Source organism: Ruegeria sp. CDSB114 (genome assembly GCF_059611025.1).
In genome coordinates this window covers 664,471-689,512 of the sequence record NZ_JBXWOT010000001.1, presented here as the reverse complement: position 1 = coordinate 689,512, position 25,042 = coordinate 664,471, and the positions used below count along the sequence as shown (strand labels likewise).

Here is a 25,042-nt window from a genome sequence, read left to right as displayed (position 1 = left end):
ACCTTTTCCTTCATTGGAAATTGAGGCAGGGTCGCAGGCGCAGCGAACCTTGGAGGGGTGGATGGAATACGAAGCGATCCTGTTGGACATTGCGGATGATCTGGCAGTGGTAACTCTGAACCGCCCAGAGAAGTTGAACGCAATGACCGCTCAGTTGCGGGCCGAAGTCACGCACGCGATGAAATACGCTGCCACCCATGCCCGCGCGATTGTTTTGACCGGTAAGGGAAACGCTTTTTGCTCGGGTCAGGATTTAGGTGATGCCTCAAGCACCGGGAAGATTGATCTTGAGCGCACGCTGCGCGACGAATACGAGCCCATGCTTGAAGCAATCTATAATTGCCCGGTTCCAACAATCGCCGCAGTAAATGGCGCTGCTGCGGGGGCAGGGGCCAATCTAGCGCTATGCGCGGATATCGTGATCGCGACGGAGAGTGCTTATTTCCTGCAGGCTTTTGCCCGTATCGGCCTGTTGCCCGACGCTGGAGGCACCTGGTTTATGCCGCGCCAGATGGGGTTCGCCAAAGCCATGGGCGCTGCTCTTTTTGCCGATAAGATCAGTGCTCGTCAGGCCGACGACTGGGGCCTGATCTGGGAAGCCGTTCCCGACGCGGAGTTCGAAGCGCATTGGCGCAAGCGGGCCATGTATCTGGCCAAAGGTCCAACCTCAGGGTTTGGCGCCATCAAAAAGGCTATTCGCGGCACCTATGAAAACACTCTGCCGCAACAGCTCGAGGCAGAGGCGCATCTGCAAGGTGAATGTGGCCGCAGCCGAGACTTTTCCGAAGGCGTCGTTGCCTTCATGCAAAAACGCCCCCCGAAATTCGAAGGGCGTTGAGGTTGTCAGGCGCGGCGGCGTTTACGCACGCGGCGTTCCGGAAGGGCGGACTCGCCAGTCCCGTCAGTTGCGGATGAGAACGGGCCCAACGCGTCCGTGATCTGATCAAGGGTTGGGCGTATACCGGAGGGGGAAGCGTCAAGCGCAGCTCTCATGTGCCGCAGATGCTCGGGCATTGTGCCGCAACACCCGCCGATAATGCTTGCGCCAGCCTCTCGTGCCATGGTCGCATAATGGCCCATCAGTTCCGGCGTGCCGTCATAATGAATATGTCCATCCACATATTTCGGAATACCGGCATTGCCTTTTGATATCAGCGGCCGTTCCGTACCTTGTGCGACAAATCCAAGGACAGTGCGCAGAATATCAGACGCGCCAGTCCCGCAATTTGCGCCAAAGGCAACCGGCGGGTTAGGGAGCGTTTCAACCAACTGAGCAAAGTCGGCGGATGTGACACCCATCATTGTGCGGCCAGCCGTGTCAAAGCTCATCGTGCCACACCAAGGCATATCGACCAGCGCAAAGGCTTCTGCCGCGGCCCTGAACTCTTCTGGGGCGCTGATGGTTTCGACCCAAAGAACATCGACACCGCCGTCCTTCAATGCCTGCGCCTGTTCGTGGAACATTTCCACGGCATCGGCATGGGACAGGGCACCAACAGGCTGCATGATCTCGCCGGTTGGTCCGACCGATCCCGCGACGATAACCGGACGGTTGGCTTTGTCAGCAACCTCACGGCCAAGTTCTGCGCCTGCGCGGTTGAGTTCACCGACCCGGTTCTGAGCCTCGTGCAGTTTGAGACGCGCAGATGTCCCGCCGAATGTGTTGGTCAGGAAAAGGTCGCTGCCTGCGTCTACTGAGCCCTGATAGAGCGCGCGGATTTTATCCGGTGCATCGACGTTCCAAAGCTCGGGCGCATCGCCCGACTGCAGGCCCATGTTGAATAGGTTTGTACCTGTTGCTCCATCCGCCAAAAGAGTCGTGTTGGAGTCCAGAAGTTTGCTGAGCGCATTTGTCATAAGAATATTCCGAAACTGGCGAGCCGCGCTAAAAATGCGAGACGCCCCGTGTCTCATGACCGGGGCGTCAAATCAAATTCATAAATCTCATGAAGATCATGAATATTGCGGGGAGACCTTAGTTAGTTTCGTTGAGAACCTGTGCTTTGGCCTCGACCAGAAACTCGGCCATCTTTGCACGGATATCGTCATCCGAAGACAGATCCCCGAGATCGCCGGAAACTTTGCGCACGACATCCTCGTGCCCGGTTTCTTCCAGGTCTGAAATCACAACGGATTTTGCGTATTCATCGGCTTCATTACCGGTTTTGCCCAGTTTTTCGGCCGCCCAAAGGCCAAGCAGTTTGTTGCAACGCGCCTGTGCTTTGAACTGCATTTCTTCATCATGGGCGAATTTTGCTTCGAATGCATTTTCGCGCTCGTCAAACGTAGTCATCAGTTGGACCCCTTGGGTTGGTAGTTCTTTCCTTAATGATATGACGATACGACGATCCGGGTGCAAGGTATTTGCGCTGCGTCAAAGCCTCTCGGGCCTCGGAACTTGCGGGAAGGTGGGGGTTGGACTAAGAGAGCGCCAAGGCGAAGGAACTTTTTCCCTCGCGACAGTCTGGAAAGGTCGCTCATGGCGCGTCGCAAGAAAATTTACGAAGGTAAGGCCAAGATTTTGTATGAAGGCCCTGAACCGGGTACAATCGTGCAGTATTTCAAGGATGACGCCACCGCCTTCAACGCTGAAAAGAAGGACGTGATCGACGGGAAAGGTGTGCTGAACAACCGCCTGAGCGAATACTTCATGAACGGACTGAATCAAATCGGTGTACCGACCCATTTCATCCGTCGCCTGAACATGCGCGAACAGTTGGTCCGCAACTGCGAAATCGTACCGCTTGAAGTTATTGTGCGCAATTTCGCGGCTGGCACGATGTCCAAACGCCTTGGCATTGCCGAGGGGACACAGCTGCCGCGCCCGATAGTGGAATACTGCTACAAGGACGACGCGTTGGGTGATCCTCTTGTCACCGAAGAACATATCGCCGCCTTTGGATGGGCCAGCCAGCAGGACATGGAAGACATTCTTAGCCTCGCATTGCGGGTGAATGATTTCATGAGCGGTGTGATGCTGGCGGTTGGCATTCGTCTGGTCGATTTCAAAATTGAAATCGGTCGCGTCTATGAAGGTGACTTCCAGCGCCTGATCATAGCGGATGAAATCAGCCCAGACAGCTGCCGTCTTTGGGATATCGAAACCGGCCAGAAGCTGGACAAGGACGTGTTCCGCCGCGACTTGGGCAGCCTGACCGACGCCTACTCGGAAGTTGCGCGTCGACTAGGCGTTCTGCCGAAAAGCAATGTGTCCAAACCGACCTTGATCAACTGATCGAACGCCGAAGAACAACGCAAAAACGCCGCCGATATTGGGCGGCGTTTTTATTTGAGATCGGGTATTTGACAGGGCCGCAGCTTGTCCGGCATTGTTTGTTGAACAAGCGTAATCGGGTGAACAAAAATGGCCGAGCTATTTGATCAGGCAGTATTTTTAAAGTTCCTCGCTGCGCTGCTGGCGATTTTCAACCCGCTATACGGCATCCCGATCTTCCTCAGCATGACCGAGGGGTACAGCCCGCCAGAACGTAAACGCGTTGCAATGGTTGTGACAGCCACAGTGGTGATTGTATCACTGATTTCGGTACTGATCGGCGAAGAAATTCTGGCGCTTTTCGGTATCGACATTCCGTCTTTTCGCATCGCCGGTGGGTTGATTATTCTAGGGGTTGGCATGTCGATGCTGAACGCGTCTGACCGGTCAGAAAGCGATCAAAAAGCCGTTAAAGATGGCGCGCAGAAGAAGAACATTGCGGTTGTTCCCCTGGCTATCCCGTTGACGATTGGGCCCGGCACTATCGCGACAACCATTGTGTTCGCGCATAGTTTGCCCGACGGCGCCGAGGTAGTAACGTTGGGGGCGGCCGTTTTGATTGCCTGCGCTATTGTCGGGCTGGGATTGTTATTCGCTGACCCTATTTCCAGGTTCTTTGGGCCGACAATGATCAATGTGATCACCCGTGTTATGGCCATCATTTTGGTTGCCGTAGCGGTTGAAATGGTTCTGACAGGGACCTTCAACGCAATAGATACGCATTATCCCGCGCTAAAGGGTTCCGGGTAGGTGCTGACAAGGGTTGTCGAACGCCGACAGTCGCGCTATCCCCGCGCACAACGGAACGGGCCTCAAATACCGGCCCTCAGCTGGAGTTGCAGTAAATGAAAGCACGTGTGCATGTGATGCTGAAAACCGGGGTACTTGACCCGCAGGGTGAAGCGGTGCGCCACGCATTGGGTGCCATGGGTTTTGATCAGGTTGAAGGCGTCCGTCAGGGCAAGGTGATTGATCTTGAACTCGCCGAGGGTGCGACGGAATCGGACGTCACCGAGATGTGCGAAAAACTGTTGGCTAACACGGTCATCGAACGCTACGAGATCGAACTGGTCTGAACCGCTTGTAGGAGGGCTAGCCATGCGCGCAGCTGTCATCGTTTTCCCCGGTTCCAACTGTGATCGGGATCTTGCCGTTGCCTTTGAACAGGCCGGGTTCCAGGTAGATATGGTCTGGCATAAAGATGCCGCTCTGCCCAAGGGCGTGGACATTGTCGGTGTACCCGGCGGGTTTTCTTATGGAGACTACCTGCGCTGCGGAGCGATTGCCGCACAATCCCCGATCTGCAAGGCCGTGGTGGACCACACCGAACGTGGTGGGTATGCGGTTGGTATCTGTAACGGTTTTCAGATCCTGACCGAGACCGGAATTCTGCCCGGCGCTCTGCTGCGCAATGCAAACCTGAAATATATCTGCCGGACCGTTGGCCTGAAGGTCGCAACCAGCGACAGCGCCTTTACCCAAGGCTATAACGCTGGCGATGTGATCGGCATTCCGATTGCACATCATGATGGAAACTATTTCGCGGATGAGGCTACATTGTCCGCGCTCAGGGATCACGACCGGATCGCATTCACCTATACCGAGAATCCAAACGGCTCGGTTGGCGACATTGCGGGCATTCTGTCTGAAAACCGCCGTGTTCTTGGTATGATGCCGCATCCCGAACGGGCGGCAGACGAAGGGCATGGTGGCACCGATGGAACGGCATTGTTTCGCGCATTGTCGGGCATTGTCGCACCGGCGTGACTTGAGCTTGCATCTTAGCCCGCGTAACTTTCGTGGATGAGTTCCGACACACGCTCTACCTGGTCTGCACTGTTCAAACCGCTCCGCGCTGCGCCTCTTGGCTGGCCTTTGCGCGCGGCTGTTCTGGTGCTTTTGCTGGCAACGGTTGCGACGATATGGATAACCAACAGCCTGCTGACGGATCGGTTTACTGAATCCACGCGAAACCGGGCCGAGCTGCGCCTTGCTCTGTATTCCGGGAACCTGCTGAGCGAGCTGCGCAGAAATGCGATTGTACCGCAGCTATTGGCACGCGACCCGACGCTGATCTCGGCGCTGCAATCCAGTGATTTTACCCTGTCTACGCAGCGACTTATTTCTTTTGTCGAAGAGATAGGCGCCGCATCCTTGATGCTTTTGGATCGGGATGGCCGATCTGTTGCCGCAACTGATCGCAACCGGCTGGGCGAGACGCACAGAAACGCGCCGTATTTTGTAGATTCCATTCGGTCAAATTCGACGATCTTCACCGTGATTGAAAAGGAATCCGGTGGTTACAGCTTTATCTATTCGCGCCGGATGGAGGCCTCGTCGGACATCCTTGGTGTCATCGTTGTCGAGGTTGATCTGCAGAAATTCGAACGCGCCTGGGCAGGGATCTCCGATGCTGTTCTGGTCGCTGACAGTACGGGCACCATTATTCTGTCGACTGAACCGCAATGGCGCGGAGTAGAGGAGGGGGCCGCCATGCTGCGGCAGCCGCCGCAAAGTGCCATCCAGCGCGCAATCAGGGCTACGACCGATTGGACGGCTCTGCCCCCCGACGCCTATTTACAGGGCGAGGCGGTGATCCGCATGGAGACACGCATTCCATTCCGCGGCTGGACCATGACCTCGTTCACGACCTACGCCTCGATCCGTGAGAAGGTAAACAGCGTTCTTGCATTGGAAATCATGGGTTTTGCGATTCTGTTAGCGCTTGCCTTCTATGCGCTCAGCCGTCGGGCCACGTTTAGAATGGCCCTGTTCCAGCGCGAGTCGGCAGAGCTTCGCGCATTGAACGCAAGGCTGCAGCGGGAAATCGCTGAGAGGGAACGGGTTGAAAAGACGCTGGAAGTGGCCGAACAGACGCTTGCCCAAAGCTCGAAACTCGCCGCCTTGGGCGAGATGTCGGCCGCTGTCAGCCACGAGCTGAATCAACCTTTGGCTGCAATGAAGACCTATCTTGCCGGCGCGCGTTTGCTGCTGCGACGGAACCGCCCCGAAGAGGCGCTGGCCAGCTTTGGCCGCATCGACGGCCTGATTGAACGGATGGGCGCAATAACACGCCAGCTCAAGTCCTACGCCCGCAAGGGTGCGGATGCGTTTTCACCAGTTAACCTTGGCGAAGCGCTCGCTTCGTCCCTCTCCATGATGGAGCCGCAACTGCGTCAAAGGCACGTCAAGATTACGCAGATACTGCCGGAAGAAACCGTACTAGTCATGGGCGACCGCATGCGGATCGAACAGGTGATGGTGAACCTCTTGCGTAATGCCTTGGACGCCACCAAGTCTGTATCGGAACCGGATGTTGAAATCATACTGGCCGCGGGTGACCAAGCGGTGCTGACTGTACGCGATAATGGCTATGGGATTGAAGACATCGAAAACCTGTTTGAGCCGTTCTACACGACCAAACAACCCGGCGATGGAGTCGGTCTGGGGCTTGCCATCTCATCCGGTATCGTGAACGACCATGGGGGACGGCTGACCGCGCGCAACAGCCAGCACGGTGGCGCGGTGTTTGAGATGCAACTGCCGATACTTGGAAGCGATGGCCTTGAGGCCGCTGAATAACGAGGAATGAATATGGCACAGGCCATGAAAATCGCCATTGTTGATGACGAACAGGACATGCGCCAGTCGATCAGCCAATGGCTGGCACTGTCGGGATATGACACTGAAACCTTTTCCAGTGCCGAGGATGCACTGAAAGTTCTGGGTCCGGATTATCCGGGTATCGTCATATCGGACATCAAGATGCCTGGTATGGACGGGATCCAGCTGTTGAAAAAGCTGATGGGCGCGGACAGCACCTTGCCGGTCATCATGATCACCGGCCACGGTGACGTGCCAATGGCGGTTGAGGCCATGCGCGTGGGTGCGTTTGATTTCCTCGAAAAGCCGTTTAACCCGGATCGGATGTCCGAACTGGCCAAACGTGCCAGCAATGCCCGCCGGTTAACGCTGGACAATCGGGCCCTGCGCCGCGAGCTGTCCGGTGGCACTCAGATCATGAACAAGCTCATCGGTGCCAGCCCCGTGATGGAGCGCCTGCGCGAGGATATTCTGGATCTGGGGCAGGCTGACGGTCATGTTCTGATCGACGGAGAAACCGGCACCGGGAAAACCCTGGTTGCACATGCGTTGCACGCTGTTGGCAGTCGCGCAGGCAAAAAATTTGTTCTAGTTTCCTGTGCTGCCCTCGAAGAAGAGGCCTTGGGAAAGCGTCTGTTCGGCCCGATGATGCCAGAAGACAGCCAGTTGCCCGCGATTGAGGAAGCCCGGGGTGGAACCCTGGTTCTGGAGGATGTCGAGGCGCTCAGCGATACGCTTCAGGCGAAACTGCTGAGTGTCATGAATGATCAGGGCACGCCTGCTGAAACCCGCATCGTCGCCATTTCCAACCTGCAGGAAGCTGGGAAAACCAGCGAGGACGTTCTGCGCCCCGATCTCTTCTACCGGCTTGCAGCATTGCGGATCACAATGCCGCCGCTGCGTCAGCGCGGTGAAGACATTCTGACCCTGTTCACACGGCTGAGCGAGCAATTCGCCGAAGAATACGGCTGCGATGCACCTCAGGTCAGTGCGCAAGAGGCGGCTCAGCTTTTGCAAGCGCCGTGGCCCGGAAACGTACGGCAGCTGATAAACATCGCGGAACGTGCCGTGCTGCAATCCCGTCGCGGATCGGGGACGATTGCGTCTCTGTTGATGTCTGATCACGAAGAAATGCAGCCCGTGATGACGACCGAAGGCAAGCCGCTCAAGGAATATGTCGAGGCATTCGAGCGGATGCTGATCGACAATACCATGCGGCGGCATAAGGGGTCGATTGCCTCGGTTATGGATGAACTATGCCTGCCGCGTCGGACATTGAATGAGAAGATGGCCAAATATGGCCTGCAACGTTCCGATTACCTGTGACAGGCTTGAGGCGATGCCTTTGTCGCCCTTTGGGTGATACCAAGTAATGTTTTTAGCTGGATAACGAGATCCCGACCGGTGGTCGGGGTCTTCAATGCAGTTTGCCCATTGTCTTTTCCACAGGACTGCTTTTATTGTAACCAGACGGGCCGGGCGGATTTGACGCCGAAAAGTCCCGATCTTTGAGATTCGCTGCTACGCCACTGGTGGAGACCAGGTCCCACACTGGCCAAGCAGACCGATTGTGCCCCTTAACGGGGTGATTGAACGCCTGAGCCCGCAGAAAAGCGGGCGAAAGGAATAAATGGGCAGGCAGCGGTTGTTCGCGCCTGTCGGAGAAGAACCGCGATGACGCGCGCGCAACGACTGAGTGTACGGGCAGGGGGCCACAGTGCCAGACCCTGCAGCGCGCCGTCTGAAATCGCCCTGACAAGACACCACCCCAAAAGCACCCGTCCTCCTGGACGGGTTAGGACAACGCGTTTGGCGCGGTGCACCAAGGAAACATGGCTAAGAAAATGCTTATCGATGCCACCCACGCGGAAGAAACCCGCGTCGTGGTGGTTGACGGAAACAAGGTCGAGGAATTTGATTTTGAATCCGAAAACAAACGTCAGCTAGCTGGCAACATATATCTAGCAAAAGTTACACGGGTCGAACCCTCGCTGCAGGCAGCTTTTGTTGACTATGGCGGAAATCGCCACGGATTCCTGGCGTTCTCCGAAATTCATCCCGACTATTATCAGATTCCCGTCGCTGATCGCGAAGCTCTGATGGAAGAAGAGCGCGCCTATGCCGAGGCAATGCGTGCGCGTGATGAGGCTGAGGAAACCAAGCCCAAAAGACGCCGTTCGCGCTCGCGCGCCAAGGCCGCCGATATCAAATCGGATGATGCAGTGGAATCGGTCGAGGTCTCGTCCGAACCCACAGGCATGGAAACGATTGACCTGGATGAGAGCGATGAGGCCAATGATCCTTCTGTAGAAGAAGGAACATCTCCGGCCGATCATGTGGCAGAAACTCCGGTAGAAGAGCCGACGGACGAACCGGAGGCGGAAGAAGCAACCGCAGAAACTGAAGACGCGCCTGCGGAAGAAGTCGACCAATCAGATGCTAGCGCTGATCAGGACGGCACGGACAAAGAATCCGAGGCGCAGGAAAGCACCGCGACTGAGACGGACGCGGATGACGCGACAAGCGCTGAAGCCAACGCCGAGGACGCCCCTGACGAGGTTGGCGACGACGAAGAAAACACCCGTACGGACGCCACCGCAAAAGACGAGACCATTGAGTCGGTTGCCGACGAAGATGACAGCGAAGACATCCGTCCACCGCGCAAACCGCGCGCGCGCCGGTACAAGATTCAAGAAGTCGTGAAAGTACGCCAGGTTCTGCTTGTGCAGGTCGTCAAGGAAGAGCGTGGCAACAAAGGAGCAGCTCTGACCACTTATTTGTCACTTGCTGGCCGATATTGTGTTTTGATGCCGAACACCGCGCGGGGCGGCGGCATCAGCCGTAAGATTACCAACGCGCCTGATCGCAAAAAGCTTAAGGAAATTGCGGCTGAGATTGACGTCCCGACAGGGGCCGGTCTTATCATTCGGACCGCCGGGGCGAAACGCACCAAATCCGAAATCAAGCGCGATTACGAATATCTGCAACGTATGTGGGAACAGATCCGCGAGCTGACGTTGAAATCCATCGCGCCTGCGAAGATCTATGAAGAAGGCGACCTGATCAAACGGTCGATCCGCGATCTCTATAATCGCGACATCGACGAGGTTCTGGTCGAAGGCGAAGGCGGATATCGCATCGCCAAGGACTTCATGAAAATGATCATGCCGTCGCACGCCAAGAATGTGCAGCGGTACGAAGACGCGCTGCCATTGTTCGCGCGCTATCAGGTGGAAAGCTATCTGGCGGGGATGTTCAACCCGACGGTACAGCTGAGATCGGGTGGCTATATCGTGATCGGCGTAACCGAAGCGCTTGTCGCGGTCGATGTGAACTCGGGTCGGGCAACCAAAGAAGGTTCGATCGAGGAAACGGCACTGAAGACCAACCTTGAGGCCGCCGAAGAGGTAGCCCGCCAGTTGCGTCTGCGTGATTTGGCCGGTCTGATCGTCATCGATTTTATCGATATGGACGAGCGGAAGAACAACGCCGCCGTCGAAAAACGCCTGAAAGAAAAACTGAAAACAGACCGTGCGCGCATCCAGGTTGGTCGCATATCTGGTTTTGGTCTGATGGAAATGAGCCGACAGCGCCTGCGTCCCGGTATGTTGGAGGCAACGACACAGCCTTGTCCGGCCTGCCATGGCACCGGCCTGATCCGTTCGGATGACAACATGGCGCTGAGCATTCTGCGCCAGATCGAGGAAGAAGGTACGCGCCGTCGCTCACGTGAGGTGCTGGTGCGCTGCCCGGTCAGCATCGCCAACTTCCTGATGAACCAAAAGCGCGAGCATATCGCACAGATTGAGGCGCGCTATGGTCTGTCGGTTCGCATCGAAGGGGATGTGCATCTGGTAAGCCCTGATTTCTCGATGGAGAAGTTCAAGACCGCCAGCCGGATTGTTCCCGAAGCCAGTGCGCCGGTTGTATCGGTTGATGCCACGCTGATGGAAATGGTCGACGCCTCTGAAGAAGAGACCGTCGAGGAAGAAACGCCGCAGGCTGAAGATGAAACCAAACCCAAGCGCAAGCGCCGTCGGCGTCGTCGCAAGAAGGGCAATGGTGGTGCCGAGGGGCAGGATTCTAACGGGCAGGAGGCTGATGAAGATACAGCTGAAGCGTCCGAGGAAGCTGTGGAAGAGCCTGCAACAGATGCCGTAGAAGCGGTGGAAGAGACGCAGGAAGAAGCGCCTGCCAAGCCTAAACGCCGCCGGGCTCCGCGTCGCAAGAAGAAGGACGCCGAAGATGCCGAGACGATAACCGAACAGGTCGTCAAAGCTGAACCAGAGGCCAAGGTCGAATCTGAAACGGAAGCTCCGGCAGAAATCGAAACTGTCGAAGCCGAAGCAGCACCGAAACAGGAAACGGTTTCGGAAACTGCCGTGCCGACAGAAGAAACGCCGGAAGCGGCAGAGCCTGTTCAAGAGGTTGTTGCGGTTGAAGCCACTGAGGAACCAGAAGTAGAAGTCACAGAGCCTGTGCTGGAAGTGGTTGCGGATGAACCGGAAACGCCATCGGAGCCTGCCAAGCCAAAACGGCGCGGTTGGTGGTCGTTGGGCCAGTAACTTGAAAAGGCGGGCCTCAGAGCCCGCCTTTTTCTTTGATAGGCCTCAAACGGACTTCTGGATGGTGTAGACCTGATGCCCGTCAGATTCTTCCTGTGACAGCAAGCGATGTCCACTTTCCATGCAGAAATGTGGAACATCAATGACTGCAGCGGGATCATCCGCCAGCACTTTCAAGACCGCTCCCGCGGGCATTGACTTGAGCCGTTTACGGGCCTTCAGGACGGGCAGAGGGCACAGCAGCCCCAACGCGTCCAGTGTCTCGGTTTGGTTTGACATGTACCTGAGATATTTCCACTTTCAGACGGTGTCCAGCGTGCAACCACGAGGATGTGACCGAATGGCCCCGTGACGCGGGCGACTTCATGACATATGTGCTGAAACATGTTCGGAATTGATATCATTGACGCAGGGCTGATGCCCGCCATGTTCATCGCATTGCTCGGTGGGTTGATCAGCTTTTTATCGCCCTGCGTGCTGCCGATTGTGCCGCCCTATCTCGCCTATATGAGTGGCGTCACGATCAACGAGATGCAGGATGAGGCCCGTGCACGCAGAAAGGCGACACTTTCGGCGCTGTTCTTTGTTATGGGGCTGTCCACGGTGTTTCTGTTGCTTGGCTTCACAGCCTCTGCGTTTGGGGCGTTCGTGCTGCAGAACCAGGTGCTGTTCGCCAAGATCTCGGGCGCGGTTGTCATAGTCTTTGGCCTGCATTTCCTGAACGTTTTCCGCATCCCATTCCTTGACCGTGAGGCCCGGATCGAAGCCGGCGACAGCGGCGGGTCTGTCTTTGGGGCCTATATTCTGGGTCTGGCCTTCGCCTTTGGCTGGACGCCCTGTATCGGCCCGCAACTGGGTGCGATCCTGTCGCTGGCTGCCTCCGAGGCATCCGTCGCACGTGGGACATTGTTGCTGGGCGTCTATGCAGCGGGTCTTGGCATACCTTTCCTGCTCGCCGCGATGTTCCTGAACCGATCCATGTCGATGATGAACCGAATAAAGCCCCATATGGCACTGATCGAGAGGATCATGGGTGGCCTGTTGCTGTTTGTTGGTATCATGCTGATCACCGGCCTGTTCACTGAGTTCAGTTGGTGGCTGTTGGAAGCCTTCCCGGCGCTGGCAAACTTTGGGTAACCCTCTTATCTGACTTACTTTGGCTGTAATGCTGCGCTAACCTGCGTCGCAGAAGGTAAGACCATGAGCAGTCAGACAAATCAGCCTCGGGTGAAACGGCGTAGGGTATTCTATATTCCCGGATATGACCCGATCCCGCCACGGCGCTATCGCGAGCTTTACCGCAGTGAAAGCGCAAGACAGTCGGCTATTTCAGGGTATGAAATCTCGGTCTCGCCCAAAACCGGAGAGGGCTTGTATGGATGGCACGTCCAATCGGTTCAGGACGGGGCTGAAGTTCACACAGATGTCGAGGTGCTGGTCTGGTCCGACATCGTACGCTCCAGCATGTCGAACTCGATTGCGGCCACCTATCTGCAGATGCTGCGTACGGCATGGATCTATATCTCGACCGGCGTGTTATGGCGCCTGATGCGATTGCGCAAAGGTCCGGTGATAGCCGCGCTTTATCCGATCGTGATGCTGATCGCACAGCTTTTGGTCGCAATGGCTGTGGTCATCGGATTGACGGTTCTGCTTGCGCCGGTCCTGTCTTTGGTGGCGTTGGTTCTGTCTATTGGTGTTGCCTATGTGCTGATGCTGTGGTTCCGGAAAATCGACAACAAGCTGTTCGTCTATTACCTGATGCACGATTACGCCTATTCAGCGGCTTCAGGCGGAAAAACGCCTCCTGAATTGGCCGGACGCCTATCGGAGTTCACAAATGCGATTGCCGCAGCTCTTACCGATGAAACGGATGAGGTTCTGATCGTCGGCCACAGTTCCGGCGCTCATCTGGGTGTCACGGTTCTGGCCGATCTGATCCGATCCGGACGGGTGGGCACAGACGGGCCAGAGCTGTCCTTTCTGACATTGGGGCAGGTGGTTCCCATGGTCTCGTTCCTACCCAACGCATATGATTTGCGCGCGGACCTGAGGTTTCTTTCGAAACGCGAAGACTTGGCTTGGGTCGACATTTCTGCACCCGGGGACGGCTGCGCATTCGCTCTGTGTGATCCTGTCGCTGTAAGCGGGGTCGCGGATGCCGATCAGCGCTGGCCTTTGGTGCTATCTGCTGCGTTTACGCAAACGCTGTCAGCAGAACGGTGGCGCGCCCTGAGGTGGCGGTTTTTCAGACTGCACTTCCAATATCTCTGCGCCTTTGATCACCCGGACAGATATGACTATTTCCGCGTGACTGCCGGGCCTCTGTCGCTTGGGCATCGGTTCGCAGGGCGTAAACCCTCGGGATCACGGATTGCGCAATCCGTGTCCAAATATGTATCGGTGCAGCCATGACCCCGCCAAAGCCCACATCGCGGCCAGACAGGGTTTCGCTGTGGCGCTATTTCAGGTTGTTTCGCAAGGACATCCTCTCGGCACAGCCGCAGCGATTGTACCGCGCATGGATGGCCGAGTTTAAGACGCCGTTCTTTCGATCATACCTGACGAACCAACCAGAGCTTGTTGAAACCGTTCTGAAAAAACGCCCCGATGATTTTCCGAAATCAGACCGTATTGGCGAGGGTCTGCGGCCGTTGCTGGGGAATTCGGTCTTTCTGACCAATGGAGAAAACTGGAAACGCCAGCGCCGGGTTATCGACCCGGCGTTTGAGGGCGGGCGCCTGAAAGATACCTATCCGGCCATGGTTCAGGCGGCAGAGGCCTGCGTCGCGCGTCTGCGCGGGCAGGCCGGTTCTGTCATCGAGTGCGAAGAGGTTACCAGTCACGTCGCCGCGGATGTGATCTTTCGAACGCTTTTTTCTGTACCGATTGAAGACCGCGTTGCGTCTCAGGTTTTTGAGAAATTCCGAACCTATCAAAGAGAGCAACCGCTGTTGAATTTGGCGGCGTTTCTGCCTCTGCCCAAATGGATGCCGCGGCTACATTCCAGAAAAACTCGCAAGACCGCGCGTGAAATCAGGACGCTGATCACCGAAATGACCGCTCAACGCGCGAGGATGATTGAAGCCGGGCAGGCGCCGCATGATCTGGCAACAAAGATCATGACAACGGCTGATCCCAAGACCGGCAAGTGTTTTGACACGCAGGAGATGGTTGATCAGGTGGCGATCTTCTTTCTGGCAGGCCACGAGACCAGCGCTTCTGCGTTGGCTTGGGCATTGTACCTTTTGGCGACCCACCCGGATTGGCAGGACAAGCTGGCGGCCGAGGCGCAAGGGCTGGACCTATCCGATTTTACCACCGTATCGCTGTTGAAGCTCAGCCGCGACGTGTTTCGCGAAACGCTGCGCCTGTACCCTCCGGTCCCGATGATGGTGCGAGAGGCCTCATGCCGCGAAAACTTCAGGGGCCGGGCGATTAAACCGGGCTCACAGATAGTCATCAGCCCATGGCACCTGCATCGGCACGAACGTCTGTGGGCAGACCCCGACGGGTTCGACCCGGCCCGCTGGGCCAAGGGCAATGAGGAAAGCTGTCCCAGAGAGTCTTTCATCCCATTCTCGGCCGGGTCGCGCATTTGCATCGGTGCCGGATTTGCAATGGTCGAAGGTCCGCTATTGCTGTCGTCACTATTGCGGAAGTTTAGGTTCGAAATCTCGGACACGCCAGAGCCGGTTCCGGTGGCTCATCTGACCGTCAGATCCAAAGATGGAATTTGGTTGCGCCTGGTTGAGCGCTAACAAACTACCATCGACATGCTCCATGCTGTATGCGGTTGAAAAACGCGGAATCATTTCGAACGGGAAAGTCATATGTCCAAAACACAACAGCGCGAGCAGATGTCCAACGGTGCCGGTTTTATTGCTGCACTGGACCAAAGTGGCGGCTCGACCCCCAAGGCGCTGGCGCTTTATGGGGTAGACGCGTCAGAATACCGCTCGGACGCAGAGATGTTCGGCGAAATCCAGAAGATGCGCGCGCGTATCATTCTGGCGGATGGCTTCACAAACGACAATGTCATCGGCGCGATCCTGTTCGAACGCACGCTCGGCGAAGAGATTGATGGCCGTAAAGTCGCAGATTTTCTTTGGAACGTAAAAGGCATTGTTCCGTTTCTGAAGATCGACAAGGGCCTCGAGGATGAGGCCAATGGCGTTCAGGTCATGAAACCGATCCCGGGTCTGGCCGACACTTTGGCTAAAGCCGAAGGCGTTTTCGGCACTAAGGAACGTTCCGTGATTCATGAGGCCAACGCCAAAGGCATCGCAAACGTTGTCGCGCAGCAGTTCGATGTGGCGCGTGAAGTCGTTGCCGCCGGGTTGGTTCCGATTGTCGAGCCCGAGGTGAACATCAACTCGACCACCAAAGCCGAAGCCGAAGCAATTCTAAAATCGGAAATCTTGCAGAACCTAGATCAGTTGGATGATGGTCAGGATGTCATGCTTAAGCTTACCATCCCCAGCCAGGCTAATCTGTATGACGATCTGGCTGACCACCCCAGAGTTTTGCGGGTCGTAGCCCTGTCCGGCGGATATTCGACCGAACAAGCCTGTGATCTGCTGGCGCAGAATAGCAAGATGATTGCGTCTTTCTCTCGTGCGCTGACCGAAGGACTGTCGAAAAAGCAGTCAGATGCCGAATTCAATACGGCCCTCGGCAGCAATATCGATAAGATTTCTCGCGCCTCTGCCTAAGCTTCGCTATTCCGGTTTAGTGAAATCGCGGCGCATCTGCGCCGCTTTTTCCCGCATTGAGCACTCGGTCGCATGATCGTTTACAAGACCCATGGCTTGCATGAATGCAAAAACCGTGGTCGGGCCCACAAACTTCCATCCCCGCTTTTTAAGGTCTTTGGACATGGCAATAGATTCAGCCGAAGTTGAGGCTGTTTGTGGCGCTGGCGGTGAACTGGCCTCATAGCGCCAGACATAAGCTGCAATCGACCCCTCAGCTGCCACCAGCTCCTGGGCGCGCCGGGCGTTGTTGATGACTGCTTCGATCTTTCCGCGGTGCCTGACAATGCCTGCATCCAGCAAAAGACGGGTGACATCTGCCTCATCAAACTTCGCTATTGCGTTGTAATCAAAATGTTTAAATGCTTCTCGAAAGTTCTCGCGTTTGGAAAGAATGGTGCGCCAGCTGAGGCCGGACTGAAAGCTTTCAAGGCACAGCTTCTCAAACAAACGCTGATCGTCGCTGACCGGATAGCCCCATTCATTGTCGTGATAGTCGAAAAACTCTGGCGCAGACTGACACCATGCACAACGCGGTTGACCGTCTGGGCCGGTAATTGTCTTGCTCATCGCGATGTACCCCTTTTGTTCTGGTATGAGCATAGGCGTTTTTCAGAGGTCAAATCAAGAACGGAAAGTCAGCCGCGATACCAGTTCAGAATATAAACGCGTATTGCCGAAGCCAATCCGACCTCAGGGTCGCGGTTAAAATCAATTTCCGCAGCTAAGGCGTTGATTGCCATATCTTTATCAGCCGCAATGGCACGAAAGGATTTCCAAAACTCGTCCTCAAGAGATACCGAGGTTCGATGACCTTTAAGCGTCAATGAGCGTTTGATGGGACGTCCACTCATTTGTCGATCTCGTGTCCATCCAAGTCGCGCCGGGACTTTTCCAGGTGTTTTTTACTTGCGTCTTTCTCGGCTTTGTTGCGCCCAAATGACACGGCGTTCTGGTCGGCGCGGGCCTTTTTCTCGGCCCGCGCCTTGTCTTTTCTGTACCGGTTCAGATTGACCGGCTTTGCCATCAGTCCTTGGGCCCAATCATTTGTTCGGGGCGCACAACCGCGTCAAAGGTTTCGGCGTCGACAAAGCCAAGCGCGATGGCCTCTTCCTTAAGGGTGGTGCCGTTTTTATGCGCGGTCTTAGCAACAGTCGTTGCGTTGTCGTACCCAATGGTTGGCGCCAGCGCGGTGACCAGCATCAGCGATTCCTTCATCAGCTTTTCGATGCGTGGTTCGTTAGCCTGAATGCCTAGCAACATCCGCTCGGTAAAGCTGTCTGTGGCATCACCAAGCAACTGGATCGACTGCAAAAGATTGTAGGACATCATGGGGTTATAGACGTTGAGTTCGAAATGCCCCTGGCTGCCGGCGAATTTTATGGCGGCATCGTTGCCCATGACATGTGCTGCGACCTGAGTCAGTGCTTCGGCTTGTGTTGGGTTTACCTTGCCTGGCATGATGGACGATCCAGGCTCATTCTCAGGCAGGATCAATTCGCCCAGTCCGGAACGCGGTCCAGATCCCAAAAGTCTGATATCATTTGCAATTTTATAGCAGCTGCCAGCAATGGTCGCCAAAGCACCCGATAGGAAAACCATCGCATCATGGGCGGCCAGCGCCTCGAACTTATTCGGAGCGGTAACAAAGGGCAGGCCGGTGATATCTGCCATGTTCGCAGCGACCGCCTCGCTCCAACCGGTTTGGGTGTTCAGGCCAGTGCCAACAGCGGTTCCGCCCTGGGCAAGCTCGTAAATTCCCGGCATCGCGGCGTTAACCCGTGCGATACCCTGACGAATTTGATGGGCGTAGCCGCCAAATTCCTGACCCAGCGTCAGCGGCGTGGCATCCTGCGTATGGGTCCGGCCGATCTTTATGATGTCTTTGAATTCTTCGGCCTTCTGCTCCAGCCCCGAGGCCAGCTTTTCCAGACCCGGCAGCAGAACGTCCCGAACGCTCATACCTGTGGCGATATGCATGGCCGTCGGGAACGTGTCGTTCGAGGACTGGCCCATGTTGCAATGATCGTTCGGATGAACCGGGTCTTTTGTGCCGATTGTACCACCCAGGATTTCGATAGCCCGGTTCGCAATAACCTCGTTCGAGTTCATGTTCGACTGGGTGCCGGATCCTGTTTGCCAGACGACCAGCGGAAAGTTGTCATCGAACTTACCTTCAAAAACCTCACCCGCGGCCTGAATCACCGCATCCGCAATCCGCGCGTCCAGTTTCCCCGTCGACTTGTTCTGCATGGCGCAGGCTTTTTTGATCACACCCAATGCCCGCACGATGGCCACAGGCTGTTTTTCCCATCCGATCGGGAAGTTCATAATCGAACGCTGGGTCTGTGCACCCCAATATTTGTCTGCGGGAACTTCCAACGGGCCAAAGCTGTCGGATTCGGTGCGGGTTTGAGACATCGGTCACTCCGTCATGTATACCATTGCATGCCAATTACAGTCAGCAGCGTCGCGGTGCAATCGGCCAGTTGCGCGCACCATAAACTTATGCCTGACAAAGGTATAGGCGCAGAGCTGCGTCATTTTTCTCGTCGCAATCGCCATCACCGCCATTGTACGCGCCGGTGGGTGAGCTACTATAGAGTCAGAGCACGCCGGAGGCCGCAATGCGTCTGAATCACCCGACCACTTGCCTGAAATTCATTATCTATTCCTTTGCCACCGTTCTGTGGGCCTCCTTGGTGGTAAATCCGCTTCATGCGGCAGATATTGAGCCCTTTGTTGGCAGTTACGTTGGGTCTGCCAATGTCGTCGATGCAAACGGGACCGAAACACCTCGTGATATGAGTGTGTCAATCCAGGAATTGAAGAACGGGTTCAATGTTAGTTGGAAGACGACAACTTACAAACTGAATGGCCGCGTCAAGGAACAGGCATTCTCGATTGATTTTCAGACCTCGGACAGATCGGACATCTTTTCCGCGGCCATGAAGCGCAATGTATTCGGCCATGAAGTTCCGCTTGACCCGATGCAGGGGGAACCGTTCGTCTGGGGCCGGATTGAGGGTCAAACTCTGACCGTGTTTTCGTTGTTCATTGCAGAAAATGGCGGCTATGAGCTGCAGCAATATGACAGAACGCTGGCAGAAGGCGGTCTGAATCTGTCATTTTCCCGTTTCCGCAACGGTACCAAATCACGTTCCGTAGAGACGTTCCTGACGAAAGAGTAAGCCCCGCAAACCGCGAGGCTTTCCAGCGCATATACTATTTTCTGAAGCTGTCCAGCGACACGACATCAGCGTCATGCTGTTGCGGTTCTTCTTCGACCTCGATTATCTCATCGTCCATCGGATCAAAGTCATCCTCTTCATCCGGGCTTTCAAAACGCAGGCCAAATTCCACAGAGGGGTCGACAAATGTTTTGATCGAGGCATAGGGGATGTACAAAGGTTCCGGCGCGTCGCCAAAGTTGAGCGTGATGGCAAATCCGCTTTCGCCGACCTCAAGATTTTCGAACCAATGCTGCATCACGACAGTCATCTCTTCCGGATAACGATCATGCAGCCAGTCGGCAATTTCCACGCCGTCACACCTGGTGTCAAACGTAATGAAAAAGTGGTGCGCACCCGGCAGGCCATTTTCTGAAACGCTGGTCAGAACCGTCTTGATCAGCCCGCGCATGGCGGTGTGCATCAGGTTCCCATAGTCGATGTCTTGCGACATGTGTCATCCTCAAAAGTGGCTTCCCTCAGCATAAGGGATTCCTTTGGAAACGAAAGGCCGGTTACACGCTGACTGTTCAGAGAAAAAACAGGCCGGTGCCAGCAGCTAGCATAACCATTAGCGTAAGCGCCATGCCGAATTTAAGTTTAAAAATCAACGCTCCGGCGAAGACAGTCAGCACAGCGGCTTTCACATCCAATGAGGTCAATTCAGGCCAGGGCAGGCTGATTGGTCCAAAGGTTTTATTTGGCAGTTCTGAAAACAGCACATTCAGGGCAAACCACACGGATAGGTTGAGAATCACCCCAACTACAGCAGAGGTAATACCTTGCAGGGCCGCCGATAACCGGGGCCGCGCAGCGATGTGGTCAAGATAGGGGGCTGTGAGGAATATCCACAGAAAGCAGGGAACGAATGTTGCCCAAAGTGCAACGATACCTGCGGCGATGGCCAGCATCGATCCGCCCGAGATCTGACCGGTCAGCATAGCGACAAATTGTGTTACCAAAATCAAAGGCCCCGGTGTCGTTTCCGCCAGACCAAGCGCGTCGATCATCTGATCTGTGGATATCCAGTTATACTGATCCACAACGGTCTGCGTCATGTAAGCTAGAACAGCGTAGGCCCCGCCAAATGTCACAACTGCGAGGCGGGCAAAGAACCAGCCAAGATCGCTGAGAAGTTTCTGACCAGAAAGACTTAACAGCCACAACGGGCCAAGCCACAGAACCAACCAGATCGAAGCGTTCCGCAGCACTTCGCTTAGGCGCGGGGTGGGGGTGTCGACCGGTCGGGCGGCGACGCCGTTGAAGCTCAGATACCCCCAAAGGGCTGCCGCCGCGATGATCGCGGGGAAGGGGAGGTCGAACAGAAAGATTGCCAGAAACGCGAGGCCCGAGATCGCACGATGTGAGACGTCCGACAGCGCTTTGCGGGACAGGTTTCGCAGGGCCTGTAGCACGATGATGATCACCGTAGCTTTCACGCCCAGAAACGCGGCCTGCACCAGAGGAAGCGCGCCATAGGCCGCGTATAGTGCCACCAATGCTGAGATGATGATCGCACCGGGCAGAACAAACAGGCTGCCTGCGATCATACCGCCCGAGACGCCGCGCAGACGCCAGCCGGAATAGGTTGCAAGCTGCATCGCCTCGGGGCCGGGCAGCAACATGCACAGCGACAGCGCCCGAAGATAGGTTTCCTCATCCAGCCAGGGGCGCTTTTCGACGAGTTCCTGATGCATCAATGAAATCTGAGCTGCGGGTCCGCCGAAGGACAGCAATCCAATGCGGCCGAACACTTGGATGAGTTCAGGGAATGTTGGTGTGGTCATTTTTCGACTGCCGGCCAATCGTGTTTCTCGTCAAACCCGTCGCGGGCCCAGAGATACAAGGCATCGTACAGATGCATCCCGGCCTCGATGGCCTGATGGTCGTCTTTATATAGGCGCGATAGCCCCACCGAAACCGCAAGAAGCCCGGCTGCTTCGGGCGCCAGATCATGCCTGTTCGTATCCGCGGCCCGGACAACTGTCGCAAGCCTGTTCATTGCGGGCGTAGCAAGCTGGAAATCTTTTACCAAAGCATCAAATGTGCAGTTATCCCCACGATGGCTCCACCGGACGCCCTCAACATCGAACGGGGTGGCGTTAAAGACTTCGGATACCTTTGCCACTTCGGATGGGGCAACAAACAGAAAACGTGCGTTGGGGTCGATGAACCGGCGGATCAACCAGGGGCAAGCGATGCGGTCAATCTTAGGCCGATGGCGCGTTACCCAGAGTGAAGGAGACGCTGGTATATCTGTAAATTGGATGCGTGGTGCATCGGGCGTGTCGCGCCATGCGTATATGCCGCCTTCCAAATACTCAGCGGCAATGCCTTCGCTCCTCAGCCAGGAAACAACGGCCTGACTCAGTTTTTTGCCCTTTTGGCAGATGATGATGCAGGGGCGGTTAGCGATGAGCCCCTTCAACCCATCCAGATCCTGCGCCGGGTGACGAACCGAGCCCGGTATCAGATAGGGGTCCTGTTCAAAATCGGCATCGGTGCAGATATCCACCAGAACCGGCGCCCGAGGCGTTCCGATCAGACGTAACAGTTGTTTCGGTGTGATTGCATTAGGCGCAGGCATGGCATGTCTCCTGTGATAAACGGATACATGCGAAACTTGGGCTGGCGCCTCACGGGGCGTTCGCAATCTTACCCCATGGGCTTTGCTACCGCGACAAGCCAGTCGAGGTCAAGATTGCGAAACCAGTTGCTAGGCCCAGTCGAGCCGTTGCCCTGTCATACAAACAGGCAAGGTGTCTTCGGGAAACTGGCCAAGTTGTTCGAACAGGGAAATAAAGTCGAACTGGTTATAGGCCTCGACTATACGCCCCTCTTTAATGCGGCCAATCATACTGCCAGATGCCTGCAGCGGCGCACCGTTATCGGCGCGCGTTGTGCTTACCTTTAATATTGCGGATACCCAATCGCCATTTTCGATGATTTTGGGAAGCTCAACATGGATATCGCCCAGAATGTGGCGAAACGCCAAGACCAGATCCCGAAAATCATCGGCCCCCACCTGCATTTCCGGAATCAGTCCTTCGGCTGTCGTTTCCGGCGCGAAATATCGATCAATCGCATCGGTATTTCCGTTTTCCCAAACCTCTGAATACCATTCTCTGAGTATATCTGCGTGTGACATCCCAGCTCTCCTTTTCCTCACGGGCCGAGCATGACGCGAATGAGTGAACAAACTCTGAACGTGAACACAGACAGGGTTAAACAGCAGACATTTAAGGGAAAATGCAGGTTTCTGTTGCCAGGTACCTGCGAACCCCGCCTTACGCTGCTAGGCGCAAGGGCTTAAGTTTCGGTCTTGCTACTGCTTACGCAGCAACTGCAACCGGAGCACGATTGTCATTTGCAATTGTACTGTTTGGGCCGGTACGGTGGCACCCCGCCGAGACAAAGCTAACCCCTTTAGACGTTCGTCGATCCTATTTCGGCCCCGCGATCCTCAAATGAAGGATGTTGGTGGAGCCGCCGGGTACCGCCCCCGGGTCCGATCCGCTTATTACGAGCGCGTTTATGTCCATAGTCCCGAAGGACATCCCCTATATAGGTGAGCCACAAGGGGAAAGCAAACCCCATACTTCAACGAAAAGACGGATTATATAATAACGCCTTAGCTTGGTCGGTTAATGTTTGCCAGGATCAGCCACAGCGCCAATATCAGCTCGATTCCCCCAAATGTCATCGCTTTGATCAAAGGGGGGTGATCCAGAATGACGGAAACAAACCGGCCCAAGGCTGCGCCGGCATAAACAACGCCCAACATAGCATAGGCCATGGGAGTGTTCAGCCAAATGACCGCAATTCCTGTGACGACAAAAAGCCCACCGACCGAAGCTCGCATTTCGCTTAGACCCATGGTGCTGTTTGTGGGTGCCAGGTCTAGCGAGGCCGCGGTCCAGGCGGGCGCAAGAAACCCAAAGAGGCCGAAGCCGATTGTCAGAACCGCCGCTGCAATATTCAATATCGACGTCATTGTACCCTCATTCGGTTGGTTTGCGCCGCTGTTTGGCGGCGTCCAGGGCAAGCTTACGGGTATAAGCTTCGAGATCCACCAGCGCTGAATCAACCGCAGCAGCGTCACGCCGATCCAAAGCATCGGCAATCTGGTTGTGTAACACGATGATCTCTTCTCGGGACCGCGCCGTAAACGTGATCATGTTCATCAAAGGCTGCATCGCCTCGACGGCGCCGGCCAGTTGATAGGACAACACCGGATTGCCGGCCCCATCGACCAATGCCCGGTGAAAGGTCACATCCGAGGCGCAAAAGGCTTCGTCTGTCAGCCCGGGTTGAGCCTGCCGAAATATCTCGGCACGCATCGTCGCCAGATGATCCGCCGTCCTGCGTTCGGCTGACAAAGTAGCGCAGGCGCGTTCCAGCGAATACCGAGCCTCGCAAGCCGTTTCAAAACTGACCGCATTCATGGACAGCAGCAACGTGGATGTGGTGATCTGTTGGGAATACGCATCCTGATAGCTCAGCCGGTTGACAAATGCGCCACCGGTCGCGCCACGTTGGGTGCGGATCAGGGACTGTGCCGCAAGGCGTTTAAGGGCCTCACGCACGGTTGGTCGGGACACCTGAAACTGGTCGGACAGTTCCGCCTCAGAAGGCAGGCGTTCATCGACAATCAACTGACCTGAAATGATTGCATCGCGGATTGATTGGGCGATCTGAACCGAAAGATCAGCGGGTTTCTTGGGGTCGATTTTCATTTTGAGCAGGACCGCAGGCAAAATTTCATTTGTCTGACATTTAAAAGTCTGACATTTGAATTGCAAGGACTGAGTCGGGAGGGACAAGTGAATCGCGCGGTTCTACGAAATGGATTTTGGTTGGGATTTTACGCTCTGATCCTGTGGGCGTGGTGGATGATGTTCGTGATGAACCGCGCCATGGATCTGGACTGGATCGGTCGTCCCGGAGCAATGGGGCAGGCGATGCGCGCCATGGATCCCAGGATGGACATGTATATGCCCATGGCAGAGTTCGGCCCGCTGTTTTGGATGTGGGCCATCATGATGGCTGCGATGATGTTGCCGACCATTATTCCAACTTTGCGCAGCTATGATGATCTGATCCGCAGTGCAAACGGGACGCGGTCCGGCTGGATTGGTGTCTTGGTGGGTTATTTCGTGGTCTGGGTCGGGTTTGCCGCGCTCATTACCGGGGTGCAGTTGGTTTTGCTGTTTGGTGGTGTTGTAGACATGCTGGGCATTGCGAAATCCGGGTTTGTTGCGGGCGGGTTGATGATTTCCGTCGGCGCCTTTCAGTTCACCCGCGCCAAAGAGCTGTGCCATAGGGTCTGCCATGCGCCGATGACCTACTTTCTTAGCCACTGGAAAACCGGGTTCGCGGGTGGATTTCGCATGGGGCTTGGACTTGGCGCATTTTGCGTTGGATGCTGTTGGGGCTTTATGGCGCTCGGCTTTGTGGGAGGCGTCATGAGCCTGCTGTGGATGGGTCTAGCTACCTTTTTCATGGTTCTCGAAAAACTACCCCAGATCGGTCACGTGATTACACGACCGCTGGGATTTGCTCTTATCGCGGGCGGCTGTGCCTTGCTCGTGTACCCCTTTATCTATGGAGGATAAG

27 protein-coding genes and 1 other RNA gene are annotated in these 25,042 nt (G+C 55.7%); 14 read left to right on the top strand and 14 right to left on the bottom strand.

Annotation, left to right across the window (positions count from 1 at the left end; all coding sequences use genetic code 11):
* The first annotated feature begins 61 nt into the window (after positions 1-61).
* Complete coding sequence (locus AC2FIP_RS03480; protein WP_496695361.1) at positions 62-838, top strand: enoyl-CoA hydratase-related protein; 777 nt, start codon at positions 62-64, stop codon at positions 836-838.
* A 5-nt stretch (positions 839-843) separates the two neighbouring features.
* Here AC2FIP_RS03480 and bmt read toward each other — a convergent pair whose 3' ends face one another.
* Together bmt and AC2FIP_RS03470 are read right to left on the bottom strand one after the other, a co-directional pair.
* Positions 844-1,857, bottom strand: coding sequence for a betaine--homocysteine S-methyltransferase (gene bmt / locus AC2FIP_RS03475; RefSeq protein WP_496785178.1), 1,014 nt, complete (start codon positions 1,855-1,857; stop codon positions 844-846).
* 118 nt (positions 1,858-1,975) lie between these two features.
* Positions 1,976-2,293 (bottom strand): DUF1476 domain-containing protein, encoded by a 318-nt coding sequence (locus AC2FIP_RS03470; RefSeq protein ID WP_142633973.1) that lies wholly within the window; start codon positions 2,291-2,293, stop codon positions 1,976-1,978.
* Between the two features lie 186 nt (positions 2,294-2,479).
* Between AC2FIP_RS03470 and purC the strand changes: the two genes are divergently transcribed.
* From purC to AC2FIP_RS03435, 7 genes are all read left to right on the top strand, one after another.
* Positions 2,480-3,235 (top strand): phosphoribosylaminoimidazolesuccinocarboxamide synthase, encoded by a 756-nt coding sequence (gene purC, locus AC2FIP_RS03465; protein WP_271946969.1) that lies wholly within the window; start codon positions 2,480-2,482, stop codon positions 3,233-3,235.
* A 129-nt stretch (positions 3,236-3,364) separates the two neighbouring features.
* A complete protein-coding gene (locus tag AC2FIP_RS03460; protein WP_271946972.1) occupies positions 3,365-4,024 on the top strand; it encodes a MarC family protein in 660 nt (219 codons plus the stop codon).
* 95 nt (positions 4,025-4,119) lie between these two features.
* Entirely contained in the window at positions 4,120-4,350 is a 231-nt protein-coding gene (purS, locus tag AC2FIP_RS03455) for a phosphoribosylformylglycinamidine synthase subunit PurS (RefSeq protein ID WP_142633967.1), read from the top strand.
* 22 nt (positions 4,351-4,372) lie between these two features.
* A complete protein-coding gene (gene purQ / locus AC2FIP_RS03450) occupies positions 4,373-5,041 on the top strand; it encodes a phosphoribosylformylglycinamidine synthase subunit PurQ (RefSeq protein ID WP_142633965.1) in 669 nt (222 codons plus the stop codon).
* Positions 5,042-5,077: 36 nt separating this feature from the next.
* Complete coding sequence (locus AC2FIP_RS03445) at positions 5,078-6,856, top strand: sensor histidine kinase (RefSeq protein WP_496691283.1); 1,779 nt, start codon at positions 5,078-5,080, stop codon at positions 6,854-6,856.
* Positions 6,857-6,868: 12 nt separating this feature from the next.
* A complete protein-coding gene (locus AC2FIP_RS03440; protein ID WP_142633961.1) occupies positions 6,869-8,203 on the top strand; it encodes a sigma-54-dependent transcriptional regulator in 1,335 nt (444 codons plus the stop codon).
* Positions 8,204-8,709: 506 nt separating this feature from the next.
* Positions 8,710-11,442 (top strand): Rne/Rng family ribonuclease, encoded by a 2,733-nt coding sequence (locus tag AC2FIP_RS03435; protein ID WP_496785177.1) that lies wholly within the window; start codon positions 8,710-8,712, stop codon positions 11,440-11,442.
* 45 nt (positions 11,443-11,487) lie between these two features.
* On the opposite strand, the gene AC2FIP_RS03430 is transcribed toward AC2FIP_RS03435, so the two are convergent.
* A complete protein-coding gene (locus AC2FIP_RS03430; protein WP_271946987.1) occupies positions 11,488-11,721 on the bottom strand; it encodes a sulfurtransferase TusA family protein in 234 nt (77 codons plus the stop codon).
* A gap of 105 nt (positions 11,722-11,826) precedes the next feature.
* Between AC2FIP_RS03430 and AC2FIP_RS03425 the strand changes: the two genes are divergently transcribed.
* The 4 genes from AC2FIP_RS03425 to AC2FIP_RS03410 all read left to right on the top strand — a co-directional run bounded on the left by AC2FIP_RS03425 (position 11,827) and on the right by AC2FIP_RS03410 (position 16,157).
* A complete protein-coding gene (locus AC2FIP_RS03425; protein ID WP_496785176.1) occupies positions 11,827-12,579 on the top strand; it encodes a cytochrome c biogenesis CcdA family protein in 753 nt (250 codons plus the stop codon).
* A 63-nt stretch (positions 12,580-12,642) separates the two neighbouring features.
* On the top strand, positions 12,643-13,857 hold the full coding sequence (locus AC2FIP_RS03420; RefSeq protein ID WP_496785175.1) for a hypothetical protein: 1,215 nt from the start codon (positions 12,643-12,645) through the stop codon (positions 13,855-13,857).
* The gene (locus AC2FIP_RS03415) at positions 13,854-15,203 is read left to right on the top strand and encodes a cytochrome P450 (protein WP_496785174.1); all 1,350 of its coding nucleotides are present in this window, start codon (positions 13,854-13,856) and stop codon (positions 15,201-15,203) included. The genes AC2FIP_RS03420 and AC2FIP_RS03415 overlap by 4 nt, the downstream gene beginning before the upstream one ends.
* A gap of 72 nt (positions 15,204-15,275) precedes the next feature.
* Positions 15,276-16,157, top strand: coding sequence for a fructose bisphosphate aldolase (locus tag AC2FIP_RS03410; RefSeq protein ID WP_496785172.1), 882 nt, complete (start codon positions 15,276-15,278; stop codon positions 16,155-16,157).
* Positions 16,158-16,163: 6 nt separating this feature from the next.
* Here AC2FIP_RS03410 and AC2FIP_RS03405 read toward each other — a convergent pair whose 3' ends face one another.
* The 4 genes from AC2FIP_RS03405 to fumC form a co-directional block, all read right to left on the bottom strand.
* Positions 16,164-16,766 carry a DNA-3-methyladenine glycosylase I gene (locus AC2FIP_RS03405; RefSeq protein ID WP_496695376.1) on the bottom strand — a complete coding sequence of 201 codons (603 nt, stop codon included), beginning with the start codon at positions 16,764-16,766 and terminating at the stop codon, positions 16,164-16,166.
* Between the two features lie 68 nt (positions 16,767-16,834).
* Positions 16,835-17,050: a ribbon-helix-helix domain-containing protein gene (locus AC2FIP_RS03400; RefSeq protein ID WP_142633946.1), complete on the bottom strand. Its 216-nt coding sequence runs from the start codon at positions 17,048-17,050 to the stop codon at positions 16,835-16,837.
* Complete coding sequence (locus tag AC2FIP_RS03395) at positions 17,047-17,223, bottom strand: DUF4169 family protein (protein WP_142633944.1); 177 nt, start codon at positions 17,221-17,223, stop codon at positions 17,047-17,049. The genes AC2FIP_RS03400 and AC2FIP_RS03395 overlap by 4 nt, the downstream gene beginning before the upstream one ends.
* On the bottom strand, positions 17,223-18,617 hold the full coding sequence (fumC, locus tag AC2FIP_RS03390; protein WP_281994652.1) for a class II fumarate hydratase: 1,395 nt from the start codon (positions 18,615-18,617) through the stop codon (positions 17,223-17,225). The genes AC2FIP_RS03395 and fumC overlap by 1 nt, the downstream gene beginning before the upstream one ends.
* 206 nt (positions 18,618-18,823) lie before the next feature.
* Between fumC and AC2FIP_RS03385 the strand changes: the two genes are divergently transcribed.
* Positions 18,824-19,387, top strand: a complete 564-nt coding sequence (locus tag AC2FIP_RS03385) for a hypothetical protein (RefSeq protein ID WP_271947005.1) — start codon at positions 18,824-18,826, stop codon at positions 19,385-19,387.
* A gap of 34 nt (positions 19,388-19,421) precedes the next feature.
* Here AC2FIP_RS03385 and AC2FIP_RS03380 read toward each other — a convergent pair whose 3' ends face one another.
* From AC2FIP_RS03380 to AC2FIP_RS03350, 7 genes are all read right to left on the bottom strand, one after another.
* A complete protein-coding gene (locus AC2FIP_RS03380) occupies positions 19,422-19,880 on the bottom strand; it encodes an SspB family protein (RefSeq protein ID WP_281972137.1) in 459 nt (152 codons plus the stop codon).
* A gap of 76 nt (positions 19,881-19,956) precedes the next feature.
* A complete protein-coding gene (gene chrA, locus AC2FIP_RS03375) occupies positions 19,957-21,213 on the bottom strand; it encodes a chromate efflux transporter (protein WP_496708426.1) in 1,257 nt (418 codons plus the stop codon).
* The gene (locus tag AC2FIP_RS03370; RefSeq protein ID WP_496785171.1) at positions 21,210-22,013 is read right to left on the bottom strand and encodes a chromate resistance protein ChrB domain-containing protein; all 804 of its coding nucleotides are present in this window, start codon (positions 22,011-22,013) and stop codon (positions 21,210-21,212) included. The genes chrA and AC2FIP_RS03370 overlap by 4 nt, the downstream gene beginning before the upstream one ends.
* A gap of 129 nt (positions 22,014-22,142) precedes the next feature.
* Entirely contained in the window at positions 22,143-22,574 is a 432-nt protein-coding gene (locus AC2FIP_RS03365) for an ester cyclase (protein ID WP_496785170.1), read from the bottom strand.
* A gap of 100 nt (positions 22,575-22,674) precedes the next feature.
* Positions 22,675-23,020, bottom strand: a transfer-messenger RNA (tmRNA) gene (gene ssrA / locus AC2FIP_RS03360).
* 37 nt (positions 23,021-23,057) lie between these two features.
* Positions 23,058-23,420, bottom strand: a complete 363-nt coding sequence (locus AC2FIP_RS03355; RefSeq protein WP_496785168.1) for a DUF4345 family protein — start codon at positions 23,418-23,420, stop codon at positions 23,058-23,060.
* A 7-nt stretch (positions 23,421-23,427) separates the two neighbouring features.
* The gene (locus AC2FIP_RS03350) at positions 23,428-24,162 is read right to left on the bottom strand and encodes a FadR/GntR family transcriptional regulator (RefSeq protein ID WP_496785167.1); all 735 of its coding nucleotides are present in this window, start codon (positions 24,160-24,162) and stop codon (positions 23,428-23,430) included.
* Positions 24,163-24,318: 156 nt separating this feature from the next.
* Here AC2FIP_RS03350 and AC2FIP_RS03345 point away from each other — a divergent pair, with 156 nt between their 5' ends.
* A complete protein-coding gene (locus tag AC2FIP_RS03345; protein ID WP_496785794.1) occupies positions 24,319-25,041 on the top strand; it encodes a DUF2182 domain-containing protein in 723 nt (240 codons plus the stop codon).
* Position 25,042: the final 1 nt, after the last annotated feature.

Excerpts from the sequence above, each read along its gene's own strand:
- AC2FIP_RS03480 (WP_496695361.1), top strand. The coding sequence starts at position 62 with ATGGAATACGAAGCGATCCTGTTGGACATTGCGGATGATCTGGCAGTG.
- bmt (WP_496785178.1), bottom strand. The coding sequence starts at position 1,857 with ATGACAAATGCGCTCAGCAAACTTCTGGACTCCAACACGACTCTTTTG.
- AC2FIP_RS03470 (WP_142633973.1), bottom strand. The coding sequence starts at position 2,293 with ATGACTACGTTTGACGAGCGCGAAAATGCATTCGAAGCAAAATTCGCC.
- purC (WP_271946969.1), top strand. The coding sequence starts at position 2,480 with ATGGCGCGTCGCAAGAAAATTTACGAAGGTAAGGCCAAGATTTTGTAT.
- AC2FIP_RS03460 (WP_271946972.1), top strand. The coding sequence starts at position 3,365 with ATGGCCGAGCTATTTGATCAGGCAGTATTTTTAAAGTTCCTCGCTGCG.
- purS (WP_142633967.1), top strand. The coding sequence starts at position 4,120 with ATGAAAGCACGTGTGCATGTGATGCTGAAAACCGGGGTACTTGACCCG.
- purQ (WP_142633965.1), top strand. The coding sequence starts at position 4,373 with ATGCGCGCAGCTGTCATCGTTTTCCCCGGTTCCAACTGTGATCGGGAT.
- AC2FIP_RS03445 (WP_496691283.1), top strand. The coding sequence starts at position 5,078 with ATGAGTTCCGACACACGCTCTACCTGGTCTGCACTGTTCAAACCGCTC.
- AC2FIP_RS03440 (WP_142633961.1), top strand. The coding sequence starts at position 6,869 with ATGGCACAGGCCATGAAAATCGCCATTGTTGATGACGAACAGGACATG.
- AC2FIP_RS03435 (WP_496785177.1), top strand. The coding sequence starts at position 8,710 with ATGGCTAAGAAAATGCTTATCGATGCCACCCACGCGGAAGAAACCCGC.
- AC2FIP_RS03430 (WP_271946987.1), bottom strand. The coding sequence starts at position 11,721 with ATGTCAAACCAAACCGAGACACTGGACGCGTTGGGGCTGCTGTGCCCT.
- AC2FIP_RS03425 (WP_496785176.1), top strand. The coding sequence starts at position 11,827 with ATGTTCGGAATTGATATCATTGACGCAGGGCTGATGCCCGCCATGTTC.
- AC2FIP_RS03420 (WP_496785175.1), top strand. The coding sequence starts at position 12,643 with ATGAGCAGTCAGACAAATCAGCCTCGGGTGAAACGGCGTAGGGTATTC.
- AC2FIP_RS03415 (WP_496785174.1), top strand. The coding sequence starts at position 13,854 with ATGACCCCGCCAAAGCCCACATCGCGGCCAGACAGGGTTTCGCTGTGG.
- AC2FIP_RS03410 (WP_496785172.1), top strand. The coding sequence starts at position 15,276 with ATGTCCAAAACACAACAGCGCGAGCAGATGTCCAACGGTGCCGGTTTT.
- AC2FIP_RS03405 (WP_496695376.1), bottom strand. The coding sequence starts at position 16,766 with ATGAGCAAGACAATTACCGGCCCAGACGGTCAACCGCGTTGTGCATGG.
- AC2FIP_RS03400 (WP_142633946.1), bottom strand. The coding sequence starts at position 17,050 with ATGAGTGGACGTCCCATCAAACGCTCATTGACGCTTAAAGGTCATCGA.
- AC2FIP_RS03395 (WP_142633944.1), bottom strand. The coding sequence starts at position 17,223 with ATGGCAAAGCCGGTCAATCTGAACCGGTACAGAAAAGACAAGGCGCGG.
- fumC (WP_281994652.1), bottom strand. The coding sequence starts at position 18,617 with ATGTCTCAAACCCGCACCGAATCCGACAGCTTTGGCCCGTTGGAAGTT.
- AC2FIP_RS03385 (WP_271947005.1), top strand. The coding sequence starts at position 18,824 with ATGCGTCTGAATCACCCGACCACTTGCCTGAAATTCATTATCTATTCC.
- AC2FIP_RS03380 (WP_281972137.1), bottom strand. The coding sequence starts at position 19,880 with ATGTCGCAAGACATCGACTATGGGAACCTGATGCACACCGCCATGCGC.
- chrA (WP_496708426.1), bottom strand. The coding sequence starts at position 21,213 with ATGACCACACCAACATTCCCTGAACTCATCCAAGTGTTCGGCCGCATT.
- AC2FIP_RS03370 (WP_496785171.1), bottom strand. The coding sequence starts at position 22,013 with ATGCCTGCGCCTAATGCAATCACACCGAAACAACTGTTACGTCTGATC.
- AC2FIP_RS03365 (WP_496785170.1), bottom strand. The coding sequence starts at position 22,574 with ATGTCACACGCAGATATACTCAGAGAATGGTATTCAGAGGTTTGGGAA.
- AC2FIP_RS03355 (WP_496785168.1), bottom strand. The coding sequence starts at position 23,420 with ATGACGTCGATATTGAATATTGCAGCGGCGGTTCTGACAATCGGCTTC.
- AC2FIP_RS03350 (WP_496785167.1), bottom strand. The coding sequence starts at position 24,162 with ATGAAAATCGACCCCAAGAAACCCGCTGATCTTTCGGTTCAGATCGCC.
- AC2FIP_RS03345 (WP_496785794.1), top strand. The coding sequence starts at position 24,319 with ATGATGTTCGTGATGAACCGCGCCATGGATCTGGACTGGATCGGTCGT.